Here is a 25,704-nt window from a genome sequence, read left to right as displayed (position 1 = left end):
TAATCCATACAGCAACAGTGCCGGGGAGACCCGGCACTGTTGTCCGTTTTAGCAGCAGGCAGGAAACAGCCTGATACCTGGAGAGCCTTTTTTGAGCCAGGAATACACCGAAGACAAAGAAGTCAAACTGACAAAGTTAAGCAGCGGGCGCCGACTCCTTGAGGCGTTACTCATCCTTTGCTCTCTGTTTGCCATCTGGCTGATGGCAGCATTACTGAGCTTTAATCCCTCGGATCCTAGCTGGTCACAAACGGCCTGGCACGAACCTATTCACAACATAGGCGGTATACCCGGCGCCTGGCTTGCCGATACGCTATTTTTCATCTTTGGCGTGATGGCTTACACCATTCCGGTGATCATCATCGGCGGATGCTGGTTTGCCTGGCGTAACCAGACGAACGACGAGTACATCGACTATTTCGCCGTCTCGCTACGGCTGATTGGCGCGCTGGCGCTGATCCTCACCTCCTGCGGTCTGGCGTCAATCAATGCCGATGATATCTGGTATTTCGCGTCCGGTGGCGTTATCGGCAGCTTACTGAGCACCACCCTACAACCGTTGCTGCACAGCAGCGGCGGTACGATCGCTCTGCTGTGTATCTGGGCGGCGGGTTTAACGCTGTTTACCGGCTGGTCATGGGTGAGCATCGCGGAAAAACTTGGCGGCGCTATCCTTTCTGTTCTCACCTTCGCCAGCAACCGTACCCGTCGGGACGACACCTGGGTGGATGAGGACGAATACGAAGATGATGAAGATGACGTCGATGACGACGCGAGACCGCAAGGGTCGCGCCGCGCACGTATTTTACGCAGCGCCTTAGCGCGCCGGCAGCGTCTGGCAGAAAAATTCTCTAACCCGATGGGGCGCAAGACCGATGCTGCGCTGTTCTCCGGCAAGCGCATGGACGATGCCGAAGAAGAGGTGCAGTTCAGCGCGAAGGGCGCTCCCGTTGCGGCTGATGATGTACTCTTCTCCGGTTCCAGCGCAGCACGTCCGGCAGATGCTGACGATGTCCTGTTCTCTGGCGCCAGCGCAATGCGCCCGGGTGATTTTGACCCATACGACCCGTTGCTGAATGGCCACAATATTGCCGACCCGCTGACCTCTGCAGCCGCCGCGACCGCGGCACCGCAGGCGTGGGCCGAGTCAGAGGCCGGTCTTGCGCCACAAACGGCGTATCAACCGGAAGCGGTACAGCAGCCGGTTTATCCGCCGGAGCCGACTTATCCGCCTCATCAGGCCTATCAGCCTGAACAGACACCTGTGCAGCAGCCGGTGTATCAGCCAGAGCCGACTTATCCGCAACATCAGGCCTATCAGCCTGAACAGGCTCCGGTGCAACAGCCGGTGTATCAGCCAGAGCCTACTTATCCGCAGCATCAGGCCTATCAGCCTGAGCAGGCGCCGGTACAGCAGCAGGTATATCAACCGGAGCCTACTTATCCGCCACATCAGGCCTATCAGCCTGAACAGGCACCGGTGCAACAGCCGGCGTATCAGCCAGAGCCGACTTACCCGCAGCATCAGGCCTACCAGCCTGAGCAGGCGCCGGTACAGCAGCAGGTATATCAACCGGAGCCGCCGGTTTCTTCTGCACCTGTGGTTGAGCCTGAAGCGCCGCAGGAGGATGTGAAGCCGCAGCGTCCGCCGATGTACTATTTCGAAGAAGTCGAAGAGAAGCGTGCGCGTGAGCGCGAACAGCTGGCTGCCTGGTATCAGCCGATTCCTGAACCGGCCAGCCCGGTCGCCACTCGGCCGATAACGCCAGCGCCTGCCCCGGCAACTGAGGCTGCAGCTGTCAGCGCACTTGCTGCCGGCGTGCATCAGGCTACCGGCCCAGCAGCTACGGCGGCAATGGCAGCCGCTGCTTCTGTGGCATCTTCTGGCGCACCGCTGTTCAGTCCGGCATCCGGTGGGCCGCGCGTGCAGGTGAAAGAAGGGATTGGTCCAAAACTGCCACGTCCTAACCATGTCCGCGTTCCGACACGCCGTGAGCTGGCATCCTACGGCATTAAGCTCCCGTCGCAACGCATGGCTGAAGAACAGGCCCGTAAAGCCGAGCTCGACCAGAATTATGACGATGAACCGTTAACGGACGAAGAAGTCGATGCGCTGGCGCAGGGCGAGCTGGCTCGCCAGTTTGCCGCCACCCAGCAGCAGCGCTACGGGGAAGTCTACGCATCGGATGAAGACGACGATGACGGTGCTGCCGAAGCCGAGCTGGCCCGCCAGTTTGCGGCTTCTCAGCAGCAGCGCTATAGCAGCGAACAGCCGCAGGGGGCGACGCCGTTCACCCCGGCAGATTATGATTTTTCACCGATGAAAGCGCTGGTTGACGACACGCCGAAAGCGCCGCTGTTTACCCCGACGCCAGAAGCGCAGCCGCCGGTACAGCAGCACAATCAGCAGCACTACCAGCAGCCGGTGACGCCGCCGCCAGCGATGCAGCCTCAGGTTTCTCAACCGGTTCATCAACAGCCGATGCATCAACAGCCGGTACACCAGCCGGTGCAGCATCCGCATATGGCGCCGCAGGCCCATCCTGCAGCCCAAAGCTATCAGCCACAGCAGCAGGCGCCTTCGCAGAGTACCGCTCAGCCGCCGCAGGAGAGCCTGATTCACCCGTTGCTGATGCGTAATGGCAACAGCCATCCGGTGCCGCGTCCGACGACGCCGCTGCCTTCTCTGGATCTGCTGACGCCGCCGCCAGCCGAGATCGAACCAGTTGATACGTTTGCGCTTGAGCAAATGGCGCGTCTGGTGGAAGCCCGTCTTGCCGATTTCCGCATCAAGGCCGATGTTGTGAACTACTCTCCGGGCCCGGTGATCACGCGCTTCGAGCTGAACCTGGCGCCGGGCGTGAAGGCCGCGCGTATTTCAAACCTGTCGCGGGATCTGGCGCGATCGCTCTCTACCATCGCGGTTCGTGTCGTGGAAGTGATTCCGGGCAAACCGTACGTTGGCCTGGAGCTGCCGAATAAAAAGCGTCAGACCGTCTACCTGCGTGAAGTGCTGGACTGCACGAAATTCCGCGATAACCCATCGCCGCTGACCGTGGTATTGGGGAAAGATATCGCCGGCGATCCGGTGGTGGCCGATCTGGCGAAAATGCCGCACCTGCTGGTTGCCGGTACCACCGGTTCCGGTAAATCGGTCGGCGTGAACGCCATGATCCTCAGCATGCTCTATAAAGCGCAACCGGAAGATGTGCGTTTCATCATGATCGACCCGAAAATGCTTGAACTGTCGGTCTATGAAGGGATCCCGCATTTGTTGACCGAAGTGGTCACGGACATGAAAGACGCTGCCAACGCCTTGCGCTGGAGCGTGAACGAGATGGAACGTCGCTACAAGCTAATGTCGGCACTTGGCGTGCGTAACCTCGCGGGTTACAACGAGAAAATCGCCGAAGCGGCGCGGATGGGCCGTCCGATCCCGGATCCGTACTGGAAACCGGGTGACAGCATGGATGCCGTGCATCCGGTGCTTGAAAAGCTGCCGTATATCGTGGTTCTGGTGGATGAATTCGCCGACCTGATGATGACCGTAGGCAAGAAGGTAGAAGAGCTGATCGCTCGTCTGGCGCAGAAAGCGCGTGCCGCGGGTATTCACCTGGTACTGGCAACGCAGCGTCCGTCCGTCGATGTGATCACGGGCCTGATCAAAGCGAACATCCCGACGCGTATTGCCTTCACCGTGTCGAGCAAAATTGACTCGCGTACCATCCTCGATCAGGGTGGGGCCGAATCGCTGCTGGGCATGGGGGATATGCTCTACTCCGGGCCGAACTCCACCATGCCGGTTCGTGTGCATGGCGCGTTTGTACGCGACCAGGAAGTTCACGCGGTAGTCCAGGACTGGAAAGCACGTGGACGTCCGCAGTATGTGGATGGCATCACGTCGGATAGCGAAAGCGAAGGCGGCGGCGGTGGCTTTGACGGATCGGAAGAGCTGGATCCGTTGTTCGATCAGGCGGTGAACTTCGTGACTGAAAAACGTAAAGCGTCGATTTCCGGCGTGCAGCGTCAGTTCCGTATCGGTTACAACCGCGCGGCCCGTATCATCGAGCAAATGGAAGCGCAGGGTATCGTCAGCGAACAGGGCCATAACGGCAACCGTGAAGTGCTGGCGCCGCCTCCCTTCGAGTAAGTGCAAAGTTGGGTAAATAAGCGCAAAATCAGCATTGTCTTCTGTCCCACCGCCTCAGGCGGTCCTAAATTAGGGACAGAAGAGGCTCCCGCGTCGGGAGTGACGCACATTAAGGAATAACAATGAAAAAACTCGCAATCACCTGTGCATTACTGTCTGGCTTTGTGGTCAGCCAGGTTTGGGCGGATGCCGCCAGCGATTTGAAAGGCCGCCTCGATAAGGTGAGTAGTTTCCACGCCAGCTTCACGCAAAAAGTGACGGATGGTAGCGGTAATGCGGTTCAGGACGGGCAGGGCGACCTGTGGGTGAAACGCCCTAATCTCTTTAACTGGCACATGACTCAGCCAGATGAAAGCATCCTGGTTTCCGACGGCAAAACGCTGTGGTTCTATAACCCGTTCGTTGAGCAGGCGACGGTGACCTGGCTGAAAGACGCCACCAGCAACACGCCGTTTATGCTGATTGCCCGTAACCAGGCGAACGACTGGCAGCAGTACAATATCAAGCAAAATGGCGATGATTTTGTTCTGACCCCGAAAAGCGGTAGCGGCAACCTGAAGCAGTTCACAATCAATGTGGGCCGTGACGGTACCATTCACCAGTTCAGCGCGGTAGAGCAGGATGACCAGCGCAGCAGTTACCAGCTGAAAGCACAGCAAAATGGTGCGATCGATGCATCTAAGTTCACGTTTACACCGCCGAACGGGGTGACAGTGGACGATCAACGTAAATAGAGGCGAATGTGAGCAATCTGTCGCTCGATTTTTCCGACAATGCGTTTCAACCTCTGGCCGCCCGTATGCGGCCAGAAAATTTAGCGCAGTACATCGGCCAGCAGCATCTGCTGGCACCGGGGAAACCCTTGCCGCGAGCGATTGAAGCCGGGCATCTGCATTCGATGATTCTGTGGGGGCCGCCAGGCACCGGGAAAACTACCCTGGCTGAAGTGATTGCTCGCTATGCCAGCGCCGACGTCGAACGTCTGTCGGCGGTGACCTCCGGGGTGAAAGAGATCCGCGAAGCGATCGAGCGTGCCAGGCAAAACCGCAATGCCGGGCGCCGCACCATTCTGTTTGTCGACGAAGTCCATCGTTTCAATAAAAGCCAGCAGGATGCGTTTCTGCCGCATATTGAAGACGGCACCATCACCTTTATCGGTGCGACGACGGAAAACCCCTCTTTTGAACTCAATTCCGCACTGTTATCCCGGGCGCGTGTCTATCTGCTGAAATCGCTAACCAGCGATGATATTGAGCAGGTATTAACCCAGGCGATGAACGATAAAGAGCGCGGTTACGGTGGGCAAAACATCGTTCTGCCGGACGAGACCCGCCAGGCGATAGCCGGGCTGGTGAACGGTGATGCGCGCCGGGCGCTCAACACGCTTGAGATGATGGCCGATATGGCTGAGACCGACGCTTCCGGTAACCGGGTGCTACAAGCGGCACTCCTGACCGAAATTGCCGGTGAGCGCAGCGCTCGCTTTGATAATAAAGGCGACCGTTTCTACGATTTGATCTCCGCGCTGCATAAGTCTGTACGCGGCAGTTCACCGGATGCCGCGTTGTACTGGTACGCGCGAATTATCACCGCCGGTGGCGATCCGCTGTATGTTGCTCGTCGTCTGTTAGCGATTGCATCGGAAGACGTTGGCAATGCCGATCCGCGCGGCATGCAGGTGGCGATTGCTGCCTGGGATTGCTTTACTCGCGTGGGGCCGGCAGAAGGTGAGCGCGCCATTGCCCAGGCGATTGTTTATCTGGCTTGTGCCCCGAAAAGCAACGCAGTTTATACCGCCTTTAAAGCCGCTATGGCCGATGCCCGCGAGCGTCCTGACTACGATGTACCGGTGCATCTGCGCAACGCGCCAACCCGCCTGATGAAGGACATGGGATATGGGCAAGAGTATCGTTATGCCCATGATGAGCCGAACGCTTATGCCGCCGGAGAGGCCTATTTCCCGCAGGAAATGGCCCAAACCCGTTATTATCAGCCTACAAATCGGGGGCTGGAGGGTAAAATTGGCGAAAAGCTCGCCTGGCTTACCGAACAGGATCAAAATAGCCCCATAAAACGCTACCGCTAACTGAGACGTTGCGGTAAGGTTATCAAGATATTCCGGTGGTCGTAGTCTGCGGCCACTTTTTCTTTTATTAATTCGATAAGCACAGGATAAGCATGCTCGATCCCAATCTGCTGCGTACCGAGCCAGACGCAGTCGCTGAAAAACTGGCACGCCGGGGCTTTAAGCTGGATGTAGATAAACTGCGCGCTCTGGAAGAGCGTCGTAAAGTTCTGCAGGTTGAAACTGAAAACCTGCAGGCGGAGCGTAACTCCCGATCGAAATCCATTGGCCAGGCGAAAGCGCGCGGGGAAGATATCGAGCCATTACGCCTGGAAGTGAACAAACTTGGCGAACAGCTGGATGCGGCGAAAGCCGAACTGGACGTGTTGCTGGCGGAAATCCGCGATATTGCCTTGACCATTCCGAACGTGCCTCACGACGATGTTCCGCAGGGTAAAAGTGAAGAAGACAACGTTGAAGTCAGCCGCTGGGGCACCCCTCGCGAGTTCGCTTTCGACGTCCGCGATCACGTCACCCTGGGCGAAATGCACGGTGGGCTGGACTTTGCTGCAGCGGTTAAGCTGACCGGTTCCCGTTTTGTGGTCATGAAAGGGCAGCTGGCGCGTCTGCATCGTGCACTGGCACAGTTCATGCTGGATCTGCACACCGAACAGCATGGCTATAGCGAAAACTACGTCCCGTATCTGGTCAACCAGGAAACGCTGTATGGTACCGGTCAACTGCCGAAATTCGCCGGCGATCTGTTCCACACGCGTCCGCTGGAAGAAGAAGCTGACAGCAGCAATTACGCGCTGATCCCAACGGCTGAAGTGCCGCTGACCAACCTGGTTCGCGATGCGATTATCGACGAAGACGATCTGCCGATCAAAATGACCGCCCACACGCCGTGCTTCCGCTCTGAAGCGGGATCCTACGGTCGTGATACCCGTGGTCTGATCCGTATGCACCAGTTCGACAAGGTTGAAATGGTGCAGATCGTACGCCCGGAAGATTCCATGGCTGCGCTCGAAGAGATGACCGGCCATGCGGAGAAAGTTCTGCAACTGCTGGGTCTGCCGTACCGTAAAGTGGCGTTGTGCACCGGTGACATGGGCTTCAGTGCCTGTAAAACCTATGACCTCGAAGTCTGGGTGCCGGCACAGAACACCTACCGTGAAATCTCCTCCTGCTCAAACGTCTGGGACTTCCAGGCGCGCCGTATGCAGGCTCGTTGCCGCAGCAAATCAGACAAGAAAACGCGTCTGGTTCACACGCTGAACGGCTCCGGACTGGCGGTAGGTCGTACCCTGGTGGCGGTGATGGAAAACTATCAACAGCCAGATGGCCGTATTGAAATTCCGGAAGTTCTGCGCCCTTATATGCGCGGCCTTGAATTTATCGGCTAAATTTTACCGCTCTCTCTCAAAAGCGCCTTCGGGCGCTTTTTTTTTACCCCCTTCTTGATGCCGGGCAATAATCCCCCCGGTGAATGTCCGCATACTCCCTCAGTGTTAATTCAGCATAAAAAACTATAATAAACTTATTTCGTTATATAAATATCTATATAACGATTGTCAGTGAACTGTGAGCAATCAAAGCGAGTATCCATGAAAATTAAAGCCCCCGATGCTTTACTGGCTGCCGAAGTAAGCCGGCGTGGTTTAATGAAAACCACGGCCATTGGCGGTCTGGCAATGGCCAGCAGTGCATTTACTTTACCCTTTACACGTATTGCCCACGCTGCCGGCGCGCTGGCCCCCGTCAATGAGACGGTAACCTGGAGCGCGTGTACCGTGAACTGTGGTAGCCGTTGTCCACTGCGGATGCATGTGGTTGATGGTGAAATCAAATACGTTGAAACCGACAATACCGGTGACGATAACTATGACGGCCTGCATCAGGTGCGCGCCTGCCTGCGCGGGCGTTCAATGCGTCGTCGGGTCTATAACCCCGATCGTCTGAAATACCCGATGAAGCGCGTTGGTAAGCGTGGTGAAGGTAAATTCGAGCGCATTAGCTGGGAAGAAGCCTTCGATACGATTGCCGGCAATATGCAGCGCCTGATTAAAGACTACGGAAACGAGTCTATCTATCTGAACTACGGCACCGGCACCCTCGGCGGCACCATGACCCGCTCCTGGCCACCGGGAAAAACGCTCATCGCGCGTCTGATGAACTGCTGCGGCGGGTATCTCAACCACTACGGCGATTACTCTTCGGCGCAAATTGCCGCGGGGCTGAATTACACCTACGGTGGCTGGGCCGATGGCAACAGTCCATCGGATATTGAAAACAGCCAGTTAGTGGTGCTGTTTGGTAATAACCCTGGCGAAACGCGCATGAGCGGTGGCGGGGTGACCTACTACCTGGAACAGGCGCGGCAGAAATCCAATGCCCGGATGATCATCGTCGATCCGCGTTATACCGATACCGGTGCGGGCCGCGAAGATGAGTGGATCCCGATTCGTCCCGGTACCGATGCCGCGCTGATCTCCGCACTGGCCTGGGTCATGATTACCGAAAACCGCGTCGATCAGCCATTCCTTGATAAATACTGCGTCGGCTACGACGAAAAAACGTTACCTGCGGATGCGCCGGCCAACGGTCACTACAAGGCCTATATTCTTGGCCAGGGTAGCGACGGTATTGCCAAAACCCCGCAGTGGGCCTCGACGATCACCGGTATTCCGGTCGAGCGTATCGTGCAGCTGGCTCGCGAAATTGCGACCGCCAAACCGGCGTATATCAGCCAGGGATGGGGACCGCAGCGTCATGCCAATGGTGAAATTGCCACCCGCGCGATTTCAATGCTGGCGATTCTGACCGGTAACGTCGGGATCAATGGCGGCAACAGCGGCGCGCGTGAAGGCTCCTACGACCTGCCGTTTGAGCGTATGCCAACGTTTGAAAACCCGGTTGAAACCAGCATTTCAATGTTTATGTGGACCGACGCGATTGAACGGGGCCCGGAAATGACCGCGCTGCGCGATGGCGTCCGCGGGAAAGAAAAGCTGGATGTGCCGATCAAAATGATCTGGAACTATGCCGGCAACTGCCTGATTAACCAGCACTCTGATATCAACCGCACGCATGAAATCCTGCAGGATGACAAGAAGTGCGAAATGATCGTGGTAATTGACTGCCACATGACCTCATCGGCAAAATATGCCGATATTCTGCTGCCCGACTGTACCGCTTCCGAGCAGATGGACTTCGCGCTGGATGCTTCCTGCGGCAACATGTCGTACGTGATCTTCACCGACCAGGTGATTAAACCGCGGTTTGAATGCAAGACCATTTATGACATGACCACCGAGCTGGCAAAACGCATGGGCGTGGAGCAGAAGTTTACCGAAGGCCGCACCCAGGAAGGGTGGATGCGCTATCTGCATGAGCTGTCCCGCAAGGCGATCCCGGATTTACCGGACTTCGACACCTTCCGCAAACAGGGGATTTACAAACAGCGCGATCCGGAAGGGCATCACGTTGCCTATAAAGCCTTCCGTGACGATCCGCAGGCCAATCCGCTGACCACCCCATCGGGCAAAATTGAGATCTACTCGCAGGCACTGGCCAACATCGCCGCGACCTGGGAGCTGCCTGAGGGCGATGTGATCGACCCACTGCCGATTTACACCCCCGGCTTTGAAAACTATAACGATCCGCTGATCGCGAAATTCCCACTGCAGTTAACCGGTTTTCACTATAAATCACGAGTGCACTCGACTTATGGCAACGTTGATGTGCTGAAGGCTGCCTGTCGCCAGGAAATGTGGATCAACCCGCTCGATGCGAAGAAACGTGGCATCACCAACGGCGATCGTATTCGTATTTTCAACGATCGTGGTGAAGTGCATATCGAAGCCAAAGTGACGCCGCGCATGATGCCTGGCGTGGTCGCATTGGGCGAGGGCGCCTGGTATAACCCGGACGCAGGACGTGTGGATCAGGCTGGGAGCATCAACGTGCTCACCACCCAACGGCCGTCGCCTTTGGCGAAAGGCAATCCATCGCACACCAACCTGGTCCAGGTCGAAAAGCTGTAAGGAATAACCGATGACAACTCAATACGGATTTTTTATCGATTCTGCTCGTTGTACCGGTTGTAAAACCTGCGAGCTGGCTTGTAAAGACTTCAAAAACTTAACGCCCGACGTCAGCTTCCGCCGTATTTATGAGTACGCGGGCGGCGACTGGCAAGAGGACAATGGCGTCTGGCATCAGAATGTCTTTGCCTATTACTTATCCATTGCCTGTAACCATTGTGAAGACCCGGCCTGCACCAAAGTCTGTCCGAGTGGCGCCATGCACAAGCGCGATGACGGGTTTGTCGTCGTCGACGAAGATGTGTGTATTGGTTGCCGCTACTGCCACATGGCCTGTCCGTACGGCGCACCGCAGTACAACGCGGCAAAAGGGCACATGACCAAGTGTGATGGCTGCTATGAACGTGTCGCCGACGGCAAAAAGCCGATCTGCGTCGAATCCTGCCCGCTACGCGCGCTGGACTTTGGTCCGATTGAAGAGCTGCGTAAAAAACACGGTGAGCTGGCTGCGGTAGCTCCGCTGCCATCAGCGCATTTTACGAAACCCAGTATTGTCATCAAACCGAACGCTAACAGTCGTCCGTGTGGTGATACAACCGGCTATCTGGCCAACCCGAAGGAGGTGTGAGATGGGAAGTGGATGGCATGAATGGCCGCTGATGATCTTCACGGTCTTTGGACAGTGCGTCGCCGGGGGCTTTATTGTCCTGGCACTGGCGTTGATGAAAGGTGATTTATCGCGCGAGCAGCAACAGCGTGTGGTACTGAGCATGTTCGGTTTATGGGTGCTGATGGGGATTGGCTTTATCGCCTCCACAATGCATCTGGGATCGCCCATGCGGGCCTTTAACTCGCTTAACCGCATCGGTGCCTCGTCATTGAGTAACGAAATTGCGAGCGGTGCGCTCTTCTTCGCCGTAGGCGGTATTGGCTGGTTGCTGGCAGTGATGAAAAAGCTGCCGGTCGGCTTGCGTAACCTCTGGCTGGTGGCGACGATGGTGCTGGGCGTTATCTTCGTCTGGATGATGGTGCGGGTGTACAACACCATTGATACCGTCCCGACCTGGTATAGCGTCTGGACGCCGCTGAGCTTCTTCCTGACGCTGTTAATCGGGGGGCCGCTGCTTGGGCATTTGCTGCTGCGCGTCGCTGGCGTTGACGGCTGGGCAATGCGTCTGCTGCCGGTTATCAGCTTGCTGGCGCTGGTGGCGAGCGTCATCGTCGCCCTGATGCAAGGCAGCGAGCTGTCGACGATCCACAGTTCCATTCAGCAGGCTTCGGCGCTGGTACCGGATTACGGCTCACTGATGGCCTGGCGTGTGGTCGCGTTAGCGCTGGCTCTGGCATGCTGGATAATCCCGCTGCTTAAAGGCTATCAACCGGCGGTGCCGCTGTTAAGTCTGGCATTGGTACTGGTGCTGGTCGGTGAGATGCTCGGGCGTGGTGTGTTCTATGGTCTGCATATGACCGTCGGTATGGCGATCGCCAGCTGATATTGCTATTACGCCAGGGCGTCCTGCTCTGGCGTAATTAAAAAGTGCGATTGATTCATGAAATTTTTCTACTGATATTCCCGCCGTTATTTTCCAATAAATTAATAAAAACAATGGAATAATATAAAGAATAATTCTGTTGCCGTTCCGCTGGATAAAAAACTTCTATCGTTGCTCGTGAAACCGCGTCCCGCCTGATTTCTGGCGGATTGACAATGTTTTTTGCAGTGGCATGATGCGCACGAAATCTAAACTTCCTCACGGTTATACCCATGTCCATCTACACCCGGCCGGTGCAAATGTTGCTCTGCGGCCTGCTTCTTTTGACGCTGGCGATAGCGGTTTTAAACACCCTCGTCCCGCTTTGGCTCGCCCATGAAAATATGCCGACATGGCAGGTTGGCATGGTCGGTTCATCCTATTTCACCGGTAACCTGGTCGGTACGCTGCTGGCTGGATGGGTGATTAAGCGTCTTGGGTTTAACCGGAGCTATTATCTGGCTTCCCTGATTTTTGCGGTGGGCTGCGTGGGGCTGGGGATCACTATCGGTTTCTGGACCTGGCTAAGCTGGCGTTTTATCGCCGGCGTTGGCTGCGCGATGATTTGGGTGGTGGTGGAAAGTGCGCTGGTGTGTAGCGGAACGTCGCGTAGCCGCGGCCGTCTGCTCGCCGCCTATATGATGGTTTACTACGTGGGGACCGTGCTGGGACAGCTGATGGTCAGCAAACTGCCTACGGACCTGATGAGCGTACTGCCGTGGGTGACCGCGATGGCACTGGCGGCGATCCTGCCTCTGCTGTTTACCCGAGTGGTCAATCAAAGCGATGAACTGCATGAGCCCGCTCGTATCTGGCCGATGCTCAGACTGCGTCAGGCGCGCCATGGCGTTAATGGCTGCATTATCTCGGGGATCGTGCTGGGGTCGCTGTATGGCCTGATGCCGTTGTGGTTGAACCATCAGGGCGTGAGTGACGCCGGGATTGGTTTCTGGATGGCGGTAATGGTTAGCGCAGGGATCCTTGGTCAATGGCCAATTGGCCGCATGGCTGACCGCTACGGCCGTTTGCTGGTGCTGCGGGTGCAGGTCTTTATCGTCATTCTGGGCTGCCTGGCAATGTTGAGCGGTGCCGCGATGGCGCCGGCGTTATTCATTCTTGGTGCCTCGGGCTTCACGCTCTATCCGGTGGCGATGGCATGGGCCTGTGAAAAAGTCGAACGCCATCAGTTGGTGGCGATGAACCAGGCGTTGCTGATGAGCTATACCATCGGGAGCCTGCTTGGGCCAACCCTCACCGCGATGCTGATGCAGAGCTTCTCCGACAATCTGCTGTTTATTATGATTGCCAGCGTGTCGTTTATTTATCTGCTGACTCTGCTGCGTAAAGCCGGGCATCATCCGACGCCGGTGGCTCACGCCTGATTACAGCTGAAATATTGCCGGTGGGCGTTATACGTTTGCTGGCAAGAGTAGAAGGAAGAAGAGGGGCGCTTCCGGGGCAACGCTGATGCAGCCCCGGAAATGGCTAAAACGGCAGGGGAGTTAGTACATCACCTTGTGGCCATACTGCTCCAGAATGCCTTTCACCCGATCCATCGTCTCTTTCTTCGGCGGATGCACGCCATCAAGCTTGTATTCTTCACCCATCGCGACCCATTTATGTTTGCCCAACTCGTGATAAGGCAGCAGCTCGATTTTTTCGACGTTGCCCATATCGCGGGTAAACTCACCAAGGCGATGGGCAGAGTCATCATCATCTGACCAGCCTGGAACCACGACGTAGCGGATCCAGACTTTGACATTTTTGTTCGACAGGTAGCGGGCAAATTCCAGGGTACGATGGTTCGACACGCCAACCAGATTCTGGTGGATCTCATCGTTCATCTGCTTGAGGTCGAGCATGACCAGGTCGGTGACTTCCAGCAGCTCATCAATGACCGGATCGTAGCGGCGGACGAAGCCGTTAGTATCAAGACAGGTATGAATGCCTTCTTTCTGACAGGCGCGGAACCAGTCGCGCACAAACTCGGCCTGCAGAATGGCTTCACCGCCGGATGCCGTGACGCCGCCGCCGGAGGCATTCATAAAGTGACGATAGGTCACCACCTCTTTCATCAGGCTTTCGACGGTGACTTCGCTACCGCCGTGGGTATCCCAGGTGTCACGGTTATGGCAATACAGGCAGCGCATCAGGCAGCCCTGGAAGAAGGTAATAAAGCGGATCCCTGGGCCATCGACGGTGCCACAGGATTCAAAGGAGTGAATACGGCCAATAGTTGACATTGCGGTGATATCTCCAGATTCGGCCCGTCCGGGGCCTGTGATGCACAGCTCAAACCGGCTGTGTTAAGTCTGTTTTGGCGGTTATCCATTGAGTATAGATAACGGACAAAAGAGACAGGGGTAGGTGCTAAAAAGGCCCCACTGACGTGGAGCCTTTATTGTACGCTTTTTACTTCGCGATTTCAGTCAAAACCAATTACATGGTCTGAGTGAAGGTACGGGTAATAACGTCCTGCTGCTGTTCTTTAGTCAGGGAGTTAAAACGTACTGCGTAGCCAGATACACGGATGGTCAGCTGCGGATATTTTTCCGGGTTTTCCATCGCGTCGAGCAGCATTTCGCGGTTCATAACGTTGACGTTCAGGTGCTGACCGCCTTCGATTGACGCTTCGTGGTGGAAGTAACCATCCATCAGGCCAGCCAGGTTGGTTTTACGAACTTCGTCGTCTTTACCCAGTGCGTTCGGAACGATAGAGAAGGTATAAGAAATACCATCTTTTGCGTAAGCAAACGGCAGTTTAGCAACGGAGGTCAGAGAGGCAACAGCACCTTTCTGGTCACGGCCGTGCATCGGGTTAGCACCTGGTCCGAACGGTGCGCCAGCGCGACGACCATCTGGGGTGTTACCAGTTTTCTTACCATAAACCACGTTAGAGGTGATGGTCAGAACGGACTGAGTCGGGATAGCGTTGCGATAGGTGGTCAGTTTCTGAATTTTCTTCATGAAACGTTCAACCAGGTCAACAGCCATGTCATCAACGCGAGAGTCGTTGTTACCAAACTGCGGGTATTCGCCTTCGATTTCGAAGTCAATCGCCAGACCGTCTTCGTCACGAATCGGTTTAACTTTCGCATATTTGATAGCAGACAGGGAGTCAGCCGCAACGGACAGACCTGCGATACCGCATGCCATGGTGCGAACAACATCACGGTCATGCAGTGCCATCAGGGAAGCTTCGTAGCTGTACTTGTCATGCATGTAGTGGATGATGTTCAGCGCGGTGACGTACTGTTTAGCCAGCCAGTCCATGAAGTGATCCATGCGATCCATAACTTCGTCGAAGTTCAGGACGTCGCCTTTGATCGGTTCAGATTTAGGACCAACCTGCATTTTCAGTTTTTCATCAACGCCGCCGTTGATAGCGTACAGCATGGTTTTCGCGAGGTTTGCACGCGCACCGAAGAACTGCATTTGCTTACCAACAACCATCGGGCTTACGCAGCAAGCGATAGCATAGTCGTCGTTGTTGAAGTCCGGACGCATCAGGTCATCGTTCTCATACTGCAGAGAAGAGGTATCGATGGACACTTTCGCGGCGAATTTTTTGAAGCTCAGTGGCAGTTTTTCAGACCACAGAATAGTGATGTTCGGTTCCGGAGACGGCCCCATGGTGTACAGGGTGTTCAGGAAGCGGAAGCTGTTTTTGGTAACCAGAGTACGGCCATCAACGCCCATACCACCGATAGATTCAGTTGCCCAAATCGGGTCACCGGAGAACAGTTCATCATATTCAGGAGTACGCAGGAAACGAACCATACGCAGTTTCATGACCAGGTGGTCAATCATTTCCTGAGCGTCTTGCTCGGTGATTTTACCGGCTTTCAGGTCACGTTCGATGAAGATATCCAGGAAGCTGGAAGTACGACCGAAGGACATTGCCGCGCCGTTCTGAGATTTAACGGCAGCCAGGTAACCGAAGTAGGTCCACTGGATTGCTTCTTGTGCAGTTTTTGCCGGAGCAGAGATATCGCAACCATATTTTGCTGCCATTTCTTTGATCTGACCCAGAGCACGATACTGCTCGGAGATCTCTTCACGCAGACGGATGGTTGCTTCCAGATCTTCGCCATTTTCCAGTCTTTCTTGCAGAGACAGGAACTGAGCGTATTTGTCTTTCATCAGGAAGTCGATACCGTACAGCGCAACGCGACGGTAGTCACCGATGATACGGCCACGGCCATACGCATCTGGCAGACCGGTCAGAACACCGGATTTACGGCAGTTCAGGATGTCTTTGGTGTAAACATCAAAAACGCCCTGGTTGTGAGTTTTACGGTATTCAGTAAAGATTTTTTTCAGCATCGGGTCCAGCTCGCGATTGTACGCTTTGCAGGAACCTTCAACCATTTTGATGCCACCGAACGGGATAATCGCACGTTTCAGCGGAGCTTCAGTTTGCAGACCAACGATTTTCTCGAGGGCTTTTTCAATGTAGCCAGCGTCATGAGAAGTGATGGTGGATGCAAGGGAAGTGTCGAAATCAACAGGCGCGTGAGTGCGGTTTTCCTGTTTAACACCTTCCATTACATTGTCCCACAGCTTGGTTGTCGCGTCAGTTGCGCCAGCCAGGAAGGACTCGTCACCTTCATACGGGGTGTAGTTTTTCTGGATAAAGTCACGTACGTTGACTTCTTTCTGCCAGTCACCTTTCGCAAAACCTTCCCAGGCTGTGGCTAACTTTTCATTAAGCTCGGACATGTAACACCTACCTTCTTAAGTGGATTTTTTATTTACTGCCTGAAACGACCCTTAGTGATGGTCGTCGCCACGCAGGTAAATGACCCAGTATGTCAACCCAACCAGCAGACCACCGCCGATAATGTTCCCGATAGTTACCGGAATCAGGTTATCAGTAATGAAGTTCATGACGGTCAGGTGAGAGAAATTTTCCGGAGCTGAACCGATAGCGGTCCAAAATTCCGGGCTTGCAAAGTCGCGGATTACGATACCCATCGGGATCATAAACATATTAGCGATACTGTGCTCAAAGCCGCTGGCAACGAACATGGCGACGGGTAATACCATAATCATGGCTTTATCCATCAGGCTGCGACCGGAGTAGCTCATCCACACCGCCAGACAGACCATCAGGTTCGCCAGGATACCCAGGCACACGGCTTCAATAAATGTATGATGCATTTTATGGTCAGCGGTTTGCAGGACGTTGAGGCCCCATCCACCGTTGGCGGCCATATACTCGCCAGACAACCACATGAGCAATACAAACAACAATGCGCCTATCAGGTTACCAACATAGACGTTGAGCCAGTTTCTTGCCAGTTGACCCCAGGTAATTCGTCCGCTGGCTTTTGCCACGACGATAAGTACGGTAGAGGTAAACAGGTCAGCACCGCAAATAACACAAAGAATCAGGCCCAGGGAGAAACAGACCCCACCGATCAACTTGGCAATCCCGAAAGGCATTGCGGCTGTGCCGGTTGTCGCAGTGATATAGAAGACAAAAGCGATTGAGATGAACACACCAGCGGTAATCGCCAGATAAAACGTCTTCATCGGGTGCTTTGTCGCTTTATAGACACCTGCTTCTTCGGCAACTTTCGCCATGGCAGCAGGGAGTAAAAGATCAAAAGGGTTGTCAGCTTTCACACTAACTCTCTCTTTATAAAAGTTGGCGGTGAGATACTAACAAAGCATTATAGAAGGGAATTTGATGTAGATCATATCCTACCGGAACTATAAGCCCTTTATATGTATGGTTTTGTGATTTATTGATATTAACTATCTGATTTTTATTGAAAAAATAAATTTTAAAATTTACAACTTATGTTGATTTTTTTCATTTTTGGGGGCAGGTGACGGTTAATTAAAATGGGGTATTTTTATTAAAATTAACAACCGTAATTTAAAGCGTGAAAAAAATTTACGACAAATTAACGTTGCGTCCACAATTCTGCGCGATTGCCTGTGAAGCTGTAAAAACGGGGCCATTTACGGCCCCGCTGATGTCCTGCACGCTAGCGTTTATTTATGCCAGAAGGCCGCTTTTGCGCGCTGCAGTTTTTCGTATGCCTGCAGTAAAGACTGATGGGCCGGGAAGGCCTTGAGATCGCTATCGACCGGCTGCAGGCCGTAGAACGGTGCTTCACCGCTCAGCGCCGCGCTGGCAGCTTCAACTGCGTCAGCCCCGTACATGCGCACAAAGGCATTCAGGTACTGCAGAGGTTGGCGCTCGTCTTCCTGACTGAGCAACAACAGCGTCTGCAGGCAGCGGTAGTAGTTGGCGCGCTCTGCACTGAAGATGGAGGCATTGAATTCAATGGTCCATTCGGTCCAGATTAACGCCTGGTCCAGATCGCCGCCGGCCAGTGCCAGCATGGCTTTCAGTTCACCAATACGTAAGGTGTACCAGCCGTTGTCTTTACCCGTTGCCAGGCCTAGCAGCTCGCGTACGCGGGTAAAGTCATCGTTCCCCTCATCGTCCAGCTGCTCGATCAGCGCCAGATAATCTTCTTTTTCCCACTCACTGCCTGGTAGCGAAAGGATCGTGTCGCGCAGATGGCTGCCCATGCTGTTATTCGCCAGCCACAGGTCTTCTGCCGGATAAATGTCGGACATTCCCGGCACGATGATACGGCAGGCGTAGACGCTCAGGTGCTCGTAGTCGGCGATATACACGTCTTTATCTTCTTCTTTGAAGATGGCCATCAGGGTGGCGAACTCTTGCTCTGTCGTACCGGAGAAGCTCCAGTCGACAAACGGATAGTCGGCATCCTGCTTGAACATATCCCAGGAGATCAAACCGCTGGAATCAATGAAGTGGGTTTCAAGGTTGGCATGTTCGGCCACTTCTTCGTCATCGAAGGTTGGCGGCGTGAAGACGTCGAGGTCTTTCAGGCTGCGGCCTTGCAGCAGCTCGGTAACGGTACGCTCCAGGGCGACGCCGAAGTCCGGGTGAGCGCCGAAAGAGGCGAAGCAGGTGCCGTTAGCCGGGTTAAACAGCACCACGCAGATAACCGGATATTTGCCGCCCAGCGAGCCATCGTAAGCAAAGATAGGGAAACCTTCGGCTTCGAGTTTGTTGATTGACTCCACCACGCCCGGATAGCGCGCCATCACGTCGGCAGGGATTTCCGGCAGGCTGATGCTTTCGGCAATGATGCGGTTTTTAATGTGACGCTCGAAGACTTCTGACAGCGCCTGGACGCGGGCTTCATTCGCGGTGTTGCCCGCTGACATCCCGTTTGACACATACAGGTTGCCGACGATATTCATTGGAATATAGACGGTTTCGCCATCGGACTGGCGGGTGAACGGCAGACCGCACACGCCGCGATCGTCGTTACCGGACTGCAGGTCGACCAGCATGCTGGCTGTCAGTTGATCGTCAGGATCGTAGAAGGCGCGCAGGCGCGGATCCAGCAGGCCTTCCGGCACTTCGTCATCTTCGGTCAGCGGGAACCATTTTTCATTCGGATAGTGGACGAACGGCCCGTTGGCGATGGTTTCGCCTAACCAGAAGTCAGCGAAAAAGTAGTTGGTGGACAGGCGTTCAAAATATTCGCCCAGCGCTGAGGCCAGCGCCGCTTTTTTAGTTGCCCCTTTGCCGTTGGTGAAGCACAGCGAGCAGGCTTTATCGCGGATATGGACGGACCACACGTGCGGTACCGGATTCAGCCATGAGGCCTCTTCAATATCAAATCCGAGGTCGAGCAACTTTTGCTGGAAGCGCGCGATGGAGTCTTCCAGGGCGGCGTCTTTGCCGGGTATAAATGTTTGAGTCATGGCGATCACTTTTATCGTACGTAAAGCGCGCAATGATACGGCTTTTAGATGACAGGCGCTATCTCGTTGCGCAGGGGAATGCATCACTGCTTTCTTATCGTTCGATCGGCTCAATTTCCAGGGGAAGGATAAATGCAGCAGGGTTGAAGGCAGAGGCGGTAATTCCAGCGCAATGGCAGCAATTATGTCGGTTTTATGACGTCAAGATGGCAGATTCTTTTGTGTGACGGGGAACGCATTTCACCCCCGGCCAGTTTTACCCATTGCGGTGCGTGTCACTGAATGATAAAACCGATATATACATCCTCTTTCCAACCGCCTCTTTGCTGGCTCAGTCTGCTTACCTTGGTTGCTACTCTCAGCGCCTGGTCACGCCCGGACCTGTCATCTTGACGTGTGTGGAATAGATGTGGTGCACCGATACAGGGATTACTGATAGCCCGCGGCGGTTCGCGAGCAAATAACATAGCAACGTGGTGAGGGGAAATGGCTCAGGTCTATAACTTTAGTTCGGGCCCGGCAATGCTGCCGGCGGAAGTTCTCAAACTGGCGCAGCAAGAACTGTGCAACTGGCAGGGGCTGGGTACGTCGGTGATGGAGATCAGCCACCGTGGTAAAGAGTTTATCCAGGTGGCCGAGACGGCGGAACAGGATTTTCGCGATCTGCTCAATATCCCTTCCAACTATAAAGTTTTATTCTGCCACGGCGGCGGTCGCGGGCAGTTCGCCGGTGTTCCGCTGAACCTGCTCGGTGATAAAACCACCGCTGACTATGTTGATGCCGGCTACTGGGCCGCCAGCGCAATCAAAGAAGCGAAGAAATATTGTTCACCGAACAGCATTGACGCCAAAGTGACGGTTGATGGCCTGCGCGCGGTGAAACCGATGAGCGAATGGCAACTGACGCCGGGGGCAGCCTACCTGCACTATTGCCCGAACGAAACCATCGACGGCATCGCGATTAATGAAACGCCGAATTTTGCCGACGACGTGGTTGTTGCGGCGGACTTCTCCTCCACCATTCTGTCTTCCCCTATCGATGTCAGCCGCTACGGCGTGATCTACGCGGGCGCGCAGAAAAACATCGGTCCGGCAGGCCTGACGCTGGTGATTGTGCGTGAAGATCTGCTGGGTAAAGCCAGCATCGCGTGTCCTTCGATCCTTGACTACTCCGTGCTGGATGCCAACGACTCGATGTTCAACACCCCGCCGACCTTTGCCTGGTACCTGGCCGGTCTGGTATTCAAGTGGCTGAAAGAGCAGGGCGGTGTTGCCGTTATGGACAACATCAACCAGCAAAAAGCTGATTTACTCTACGGTGTCATCGATAACAGCGGCTTCTATCGTAACGACGTCGCCGCGGCTAACCGCTCGCGGATGAACGTGCCGTTCCAGTTGGCTGACAGCGCGCTGGATAAGCTGTTCCTTGAAGAGTCCTTCGCGGCGGGTCTGCATGCGCTGAAAGGCCACCGTGTGGTTGGCGGGATGCGTGCTTCTATCTATAACGCGATGCCGCTGGCGGGCGTGAAGGCACTGACCGACTTTATGCAGGACTTTGAACGCCGCCACGGCTGATCACCGTTCTGCTTTTCATCCCCGCAGCCGGTCTGCGGGGTTTTTATTCTGTTTGTTTGAGAGTTGAGTTTGATGGAATCCCTGACGTTACAACCCATTGCGCGAGTGGATGGCACCGTAAACCTGCCTGGGTCAAAAAGTGTCTCTAACCGCGCTTTGCTGCTGGCGGCATTAGCCCGTGGCACCACGGTGCTGACCAACCTGCTGGACAGCGACGATGTACGCCACATGCTGAATGCCCTGAGCGCTCTGGGAGTTCATTACACCCTGTCTTCTGACCGTACCCGTTGTGAAGTTGTCGGTAACGCGGGTCCGCTGCAGGCCGGTAATGCCCTCGAGCTGTTCCTCGGTAACGCCGGAACCGCCATGCGTCCGCTGGCGGCGGCGCTGTGTCTGGGCAGCAACGATATCGTGCTGACCGGCGAACCGCGCATGAAAGAACGCCCGATTGGTCACCTGGTGGATGCCCTTCGCCAGGGCGGAGCACAAATTGATTATCTGGAGCAGGAAAACTACCCGCCTCTGCGTCTGCGCGGCGGCTTTTCCGGCGGCCAGGTGGAAGTGGACGGCAGCGTCTCCAGCCAGTTCCTGACCGCGCTGCTGATGGCGGCTCCGCTGGCGCCGCAGGATACTGTTATCGCCATTAAAGGCGAGCTGGTGTCCAAACCGTATATCGATATCACGCTGCATCTGATGAAAACCTTCGGTGTTGAGGTCGAAAACCAGGCCTACCAGCGTTTCGTGGTTAAGGGCAATCAGCAGTACCAGTCGCCTGGTGATTACCTGGTTGAAGGGGATGCCTCATCGGCGTCGTACTTCCTCGCTGCAGGCGCGATTAAAGGCGGCACGGTGAAAGTGACCGGTATTGGCCGTAACAGCGTTCAGGGCGATATTCGTTTTGCTGACGTGCTGGAAAAAATGGGCGCTACCGTTACCTGGGGCGATGATTTTATTGCCTGTACCCACGGCGAACTAAACGCCATCGATATGGATATGAACCATATCCCGGATGCGGCAATGACCATCGCCACCGCGGCACTGTTCGCAAAAGGGACCACCACGCTGCGTAATATCTATAACTGGCGCGTCAAAGAGACCGACCGTCTGTTTGCGATGGCAACCGAGCTGCGTAAAGTGGGCGCTGAAGTGGAAGAGGGCGAGGATTACATCCGCATTACGCCTCCGCTGACGCTGCAGTTTGCGGAGATCGGCACCTATAACGATCACCGTATGGCAATGTGCTTCTCGCTGGTGGCGCTTTCCGATACGCCGGTGACGATTCTCGACCCGAAGTGTACGGCGAAAACCTTCCCGGATTACTTCGAGCAGCTGGCGCGAATCAGCACCCTGGCGTAATGCGCTTCGGTAAGACGTAAAACAAAAAGTAAAACATTGTCATCTCCCGGGCTGATATTCCATCAGCCCGCTATAATTGCGCAATTCTTCTGCGATCCTTTTCTGGTAGCCCGTAATTTGCAAGCAATGCTCACTTTCCAGCGTATAGATGCGTATAATGCGCGGCGTTTACATTCTATGTGCCTTGCTGAAGGAGAAAAAGATGACGGCAACGATTCCGGTAATCACCATTGATGGGCCTGGCGGTGCGGGTAAGGGCACATTGTGCAAGGCAATGGCAGAAGCGCTGGGCTGGCATCTGCTGGATTCCGGTGCCATCTATCGCGTGCTGGCACTCGCCGCGCTGCATCACCATGTAGATGTTGAATCTGAAGAGGCGCTGGTGCCGCTGGCCGCGCATCTGGACGTGCGTTTTATCTCTACTGACGGCAGCCTCGAAGTGGTGCTTGAAGGTGAAGACGTCAGCGCCGAGATCCGTACTCAGGAAGTCGCCAATACCGCCTCGAAAGTGGCGGCGTTTCCACGCGTGCGCGAAGCCTTATTGCGTCGCCAGCGTGCGTTCCGCGAATTGCCGGGCCTGATTGCCGACGGACGCGACATGGGAACCGTGGTATTTCCCGATGCGCCAGTGAAAATTTTCCTCGATGCATCCGCTGAAGAGCGCGCCCATCGGCGCATGCTGCAGTTGCAGGATAAGGGCTTTAGTGTTAACTTTGAACGTCTTTTGTCCGAGATAAAAGAGCGTGACGATCGCGACCGTAATCGCAGCGTGGCGCCGCTTGTCCCGGCTGCTGATGCGTTAGTTCTCGATTCTACTGAACTAAACATTGAGCAAGTAATTGAAAAAGCGCTACACTATGCGCGCGAAAAACTGGCAGTCGCCTGATCGTTAAGCGACACGGCCTCCGAATTATAGCAGTACCCCCGCAGCAATGGAGTGTTAGCGGGTATGTTAAACAACCCCATCCGGCACGGAGCCAGGTGGACGTTAAATATGAAACCTGAAGATTAAACATGACTGAATCTTTTGCTCAACTATTTGAAGAATCCTTAAAAACAATCGAAACCCGTCCGGGTTCCATCGTTCGTGGTGTTGTTGTTGCTATCGACAAAGATATCGTACTGGTTGACGCCGGTCTGAAATCTGAGTCTGCCATTCCGGCAGAGCAGTTCAAAAACGCCCAGGGCGAGCTGGAAATCCAGGTTGGTGACGAAGTTGACGTTGCTCTGGATGCAGTAGAAGACGGCTTCGGTGAAACCCTGCTGTCCCGTGAGAAAGCTAAACGTCACGAAGCTTGGATCACGCTGGAAAAAGCTTACGAAGAAGCTGAAACTGTAGTCGGTGTCATCAACGGCAAAGTTAAAGGTGGCTTCACTGTTGAGCTGAATGGTATTCGCGCGTTCCTGCCAGGTTCCCTGGTTGACGTTCGTCCAGTTCGCGACACGCTGCACCTGGAAGGCAAAGAGCTTGAGTTCAAAGTAATCAAGCTGGATCAGAAGCGTAACAACGTTGTTGTTTCCCGTCGTGCTGTTATCGAATCCGAAAACAGTGCAGAACGCGATCAGCTGCTGGAAAACCTGCAGGAAGGCATGGAAGTCAAAGGTATCGTTAAGAACCTCACTGACTACGGCGCATTCGTTGATCTGGGCGGCGTTGACGGCCTGCTGCACATCACCGACATGGCGTGGAAACGCGTTAAGCACCCGAGCGAAATCGTAAACGTTGGCGACGAAATCACTGTTAAAGTGCTGAAGTTCGACCGCGAGCGTACTCGTGTATCTCTGGGCCTGAAACAGCTGGGCGAAGATCCGTGGGTAGCTATCGCTAAGCGTTATCCGGAAGGTACCAAACTGACCGGTCGCGTGACCAACCTGACCGACTACGGCTGCTTCGTTGAAATCGAAGAAGGCGTTGAAGGCCTGGTTCACGTATCCGAAATGGATTGGACCAACAAAAACATCCACCCGTCCAAAGTTGTTAACGTTGGCGACGTAGTGGAAGTTATGGTTCTGGATATCGACGAAGAACGTCGTCGTATCTCCCTGGGTCTGAAGCAGTGCAAAAACAACCCGTGGCAGCAGTTTGCGGAAACCCACAACAAGGGCGACCGTGTTGAAGGTAAAATCAAGTCTATCACTGACTTCGGTATCTTCATCGGCCTGGACGGCGGCATCGACGGCCTGGTTCACCTGTCTGACATCTCCTGGAACGTTGCAGGCGAAGAAGCAGTACGTGAATACAAAAAAGGCGACGAAATCGCAGCAGTTGTTCTGCAGGTTGACGCAGAGCGTGAGCGTATCTCTCTGGGCGTTAAACAGCTCGCAGAAGATCCGTTCAACAACTGGGTTGCACTGAACAAGAAAGGCGCAATCGTAAACGGTAAAGTCACTGCAGTTGACGCTAAAGGCGCAACCGTAGAACTGGCTGACGGCGTTGAAGGTTACCTGCGCGCTTCTGAAGCTTCCCGCGACCGCGTTGAAGATGCAACTCTGGTTCTGAGCGTTGGCGACGATGTTGAAGCTAAGTTCACCGGCGTTGATCGTAAAAACCGCGCAATCAGCCTGTCTGTTCGTGCTAAAGACGAAGCTGATGAGAAAGATGCAATCGCAACTGTTAACAAACAGGAAGATGCAAACTTCTCTAACAACGCAATGGCTGAAGCTTTCAAAGCAGCTAAAGGCGAGTAATCTTAGTCATTCAGGTTACAACAACCTGAATTATGACGAGTTTACTTGACAGATTGCAGGATTCGTCCTGTAATCATGCACAAAGGGCGGCTACGGCCGCCCTTGTTTAAAGCAGTTAGCTAATTTGCCTTGAAGGAAACCGGAGGAATAATGACCAAGTCCGAATTGATAGAACGACTTGCCAGCCAGCAATCTCACATTCCTGCGAAAGCGGTTGAAGATGCTGTTAAAGAGATGCTGGAGCATATGGCCTCAACGCTTGCTCAAGGTGAGCGCATTGAAATCCGCGGTTTCGGCAGCTTCTCTTTGCACTATCGAGCACCTCGCACCGGGCGTAACCCGAAAACTGGCGATAAAGTCGAACTGGAAGGTAAGTACGTTCCGCACTTTAAGCCTGGGAAAGAACTACGCGACCGCGCCAATATTTACGAAGAGTAAGTCTCGCCAGATGGTGACTACGTACTCCGAAGATAAAAAAAGCACCTCACTGGTGCTTTTTTTATGCCCGCAATTTGCTGCTCCTCG

The 25,704-nt window shown here is 54.6% G+C and carries 17 protein-coding genes; 13 read left to right on the top strand and 4 right to left on the bottom strand.

What is annotated here, in order from left to right; genetic code table 11:
• Nucleotides 1–91: 91 nt before the first annotated feature.
• The 8 genes from ftsK to ACMYSN_RS06625 all read left to right on the top strand — a co-directional run bounded on the left by ftsK (nt 92) and on the right by ACMYSN_RS06625 (nt 13,175).
• Nucleotides 92–4,150, top strand: a complete 4,059-nt coding sequence (ftsK, locus tag ACMYSN_RS06660) for a DNA translocase FtsK (protein WP_462497464.1) — start codon at nt 92–94, stop codon at nt 4,148–4,150.
• A 122-nt stretch (nt 4,151–4,272) separates the two neighbouring features.
• Nucleotides 4,273–4,884, top strand: a complete 612-nt coding sequence (gene lolA, locus ACMYSN_RS06655; RefSeq protein WP_462497463.1) for a LolA-like protein — start codon at nt 4,273–4,275, stop codon at nt 4,882–4,884.
• 8 nt (nt 4,885–4,892) lie between these two features.
• A complete protein-coding gene (locus ACMYSN_RS06650; protein ID WP_123756158.1) occupies nt 4,893–6,236 on the top strand; it encodes a replication-associated recombination protein A in 1,344 nt (447 codons plus the stop codon).
• Nucleotides 6,237–6,328: 92 nt separating this feature from the next.
• Nucleotides 6,329–7,621: a serine--tRNA ligase gene (gene serS, locus ACMYSN_RS06645; RefSeq protein ID WP_123756159.1), complete on the top strand. Its 1,293-nt coding sequence runs from the start codon at nt 6,329–6,331 to the stop codon at nt 7,619–7,621.
• Between the two features lie 201 nt (nt 7,622–7,822).
• Nucleotides 7,823–10,261, top strand: coding sequence for a dimethyl sulfoxide reductase subunit A (gene dmsA / locus ACMYSN_RS06640; protein WP_462497462.1), 2,439 nt, complete (start codon nt 7,823–7,825; stop codon nt 10,259–10,261).
• Between the two features lie 10 nt (nt 10,262–10,271).
• Entirely contained in the window at nt 10,272–10,889 is a 618-nt protein-coding gene (locus tag ACMYSN_RS06635) for a DmsB/YnfG family anaerobic dimethyl sulfoxide reductase iron-sulfur subunit (RefSeq protein WP_462497461.1), read from the top strand.
• Between the two features lies 1 nt (nt 10,890).
• Entirely contained in the window at nt 10,891–11,754 is an 864-nt protein-coding gene (locus ACMYSN_RS06630; protein ID WP_462497460.1) for a dimethyl sulfoxide reductase anchor subunit family protein, read from the top strand.
• Nucleotides 11,755–12,026: 272 nt separating this feature from the next.
• A complete protein-coding gene (locus ACMYSN_RS06625; RefSeq protein WP_462497459.1) occupies nt 12,027–13,175 on the top strand; it encodes an MFS transporter in 1,149 nt (382 codons plus the stop codon).
• A 120-nt stretch (nt 13,176–13,295) separates the two neighbouring features.
• Here the strand turns inward: ACMYSN_RS06625 and pflA are convergent, their stop codons facing one another.
• The 4 genes from pflA to ycaO form a co-directional block, all read right to left on the bottom strand.
• A complete protein-coding gene (pflA, locus tag ACMYSN_RS06620) occupies nt 13,296–14,036 on the bottom strand; it encodes a pyruvate formate lyase 1-activating protein (RefSeq protein WP_462497458.1) in 741 nt (246 codons plus the stop codon).
• A gap of 196 nt (nt 14,037–14,232) precedes the next feature.
• Entirely contained in the window at nt 14,233–16,515 is a 2,283-nt protein-coding gene (gene pflB / locus ACMYSN_RS06615) for a formate C-acetyltransferase (protein ID WP_123756165.1), read from the bottom strand.
• Nucleotides 16,516–16,566: 51 nt separating this feature from the next.
• Nucleotides 16,567–17,424, bottom strand: coding sequence for a formate transporter FocA (gene focA, locus ACMYSN_RS06610; RefSeq protein ID WP_123756166.1), 858 nt, complete (start codon nt 17,422–17,424; stop codon nt 16,567–16,569).
• 375 nt (nt 17,425–17,799) lie between these two features.
• The gene (ycaO, locus tag ACMYSN_RS06605) at nt 17,800–19,560 is read right to left on the bottom strand and encodes a 30S ribosomal protein S12 methylthiotransferase accessory factor YcaO (protein ID WP_462497457.1); all 1,761 of its coding nucleotides are present in this window, start codon (nt 19,558–19,560) and stop codon (nt 17,800–17,802) included.
• Between the two features lie 486 nt (nt 19,561–20,046).
• Here ycaO and serC point away from each other — a divergent pair, with 486 nt between their 5' ends.
• The 5 genes from serC (at nt 20,047) to ihfB (ending at nt 25,617) form a co-directional block, all read left to right on the top strand.
• Nucleotides 20,047–21,135, top strand: a complete 1,089-nt coding sequence (gene serC, locus ACMYSN_RS06600; protein WP_123756167.1) for a 3-phosphoserine/phosphohydroxythreonine transaminase — start codon at nt 20,047–20,049, stop codon at nt 21,133–21,135.
• Between the two features lie 72 nt (nt 21,136–21,207).
• Nucleotides 21,208–22,491, top strand: a complete 1,284-nt coding sequence (gene aroA, locus ACMYSN_RS06595) for a 3-phosphoshikimate 1-carboxyvinyltransferase (protein WP_174508496.1) — start codon at nt 21,208–21,210, stop codon at nt 22,489–22,491.
• A gap of 202 nt (nt 22,492–22,693) precedes the next feature.
• Nucleotides 22,694–23,377, top strand: a complete 684-nt coding sequence (gene cmk, locus ACMYSN_RS06590) for a (d)CMP kinase (protein WP_154143396.1) — start codon at nt 22,694–22,696, stop codon at nt 23,375–23,377.
• Between the two features lie 128 nt (nt 23,378–23,505).
• A complete protein-coding gene (gene rpsA / locus ACMYSN_RS06585; RefSeq protein ID WP_004860074.1) occupies nt 23,506–25,179 on the top strand; it encodes a 30S ribosomal protein S1 in 1,674 nt (557 codons plus the stop codon).
• Nucleotides 25,180–25,329: 150 nt separating this feature from the next.
• Nucleotides 25,330–25,617: an integration host factor subunit beta gene (gene ihfB / locus ACMYSN_RS06580; RefSeq protein WP_004100704.1), complete on the top strand. Its 288-nt coding sequence runs from the start codon at nt 25,330–25,332 to the stop codon at nt 25,615–25,617.
• Nucleotides 25,618–25,704: the final 87 nt, after the last annotated feature.

Origin of the sequence: Klebsiella sp. R445 (genome assembly GCF_051131755.1) — a bacterium.
Taxonomy (GTDB): Bacteria; Pseudomonadota; Gammaproteobacteria; order Enterobacterales; family Enterobacteriaceae; genus Klebsiella; species Klebsiella lignicola.
This window is presented reverse-complemented; position numbering and strand designations above follow the sequence as displayed.